Source organism: Staphylococcus pasteuri, from assembly GCF_030547725.1.
GTDB lineage: Bacteria > Bacillota > Bacilli > Staphylococcales > Staphylococcaceae > Staphylococcus > Staphylococcus pasteuri.
The window spans coordinates 1-242 of sequence record NZ_JAUOQO010000829.1; the positions used below are offsets into that span (position 1 = coordinate 1).

Consider the following 242-nt stretch of genomic DNA (forward strand, 5'->3'; position numbering starts at 1 on the left):
CCGTAACGGCGCTCAATATTGTGGCAACGGTGATAACCGACAATTCAAACAATATTGGAGTGTTCGTCGCTCCCCTACTTCCACAGGAAGTAACCAAGAACTGGATTTTGGCCCACATGCAAACCGCTGGGACAACTCAGATTTAGGCTTTAAAACCAACGGAATCGCCAATGGCTACCAGATCCTAGCCATTGAGGTTTTTGGCGATGCTAACCTTAATCACAAAGGCGCGGTAGATTTAT

At 46.7% G+C, this 242-nt stretch carries 1 protein-coding gene; it reads left to right on the plus strand.

The annotated features are described in order from the left end of the window. A partial coding sequence (locus tag Q4528_RS15655; protein WP_303522641.1) for a glycoside hydrolase family 11 protein occupies window positions 1-242 on the plus strand: 242 nt, incomplete at both ends.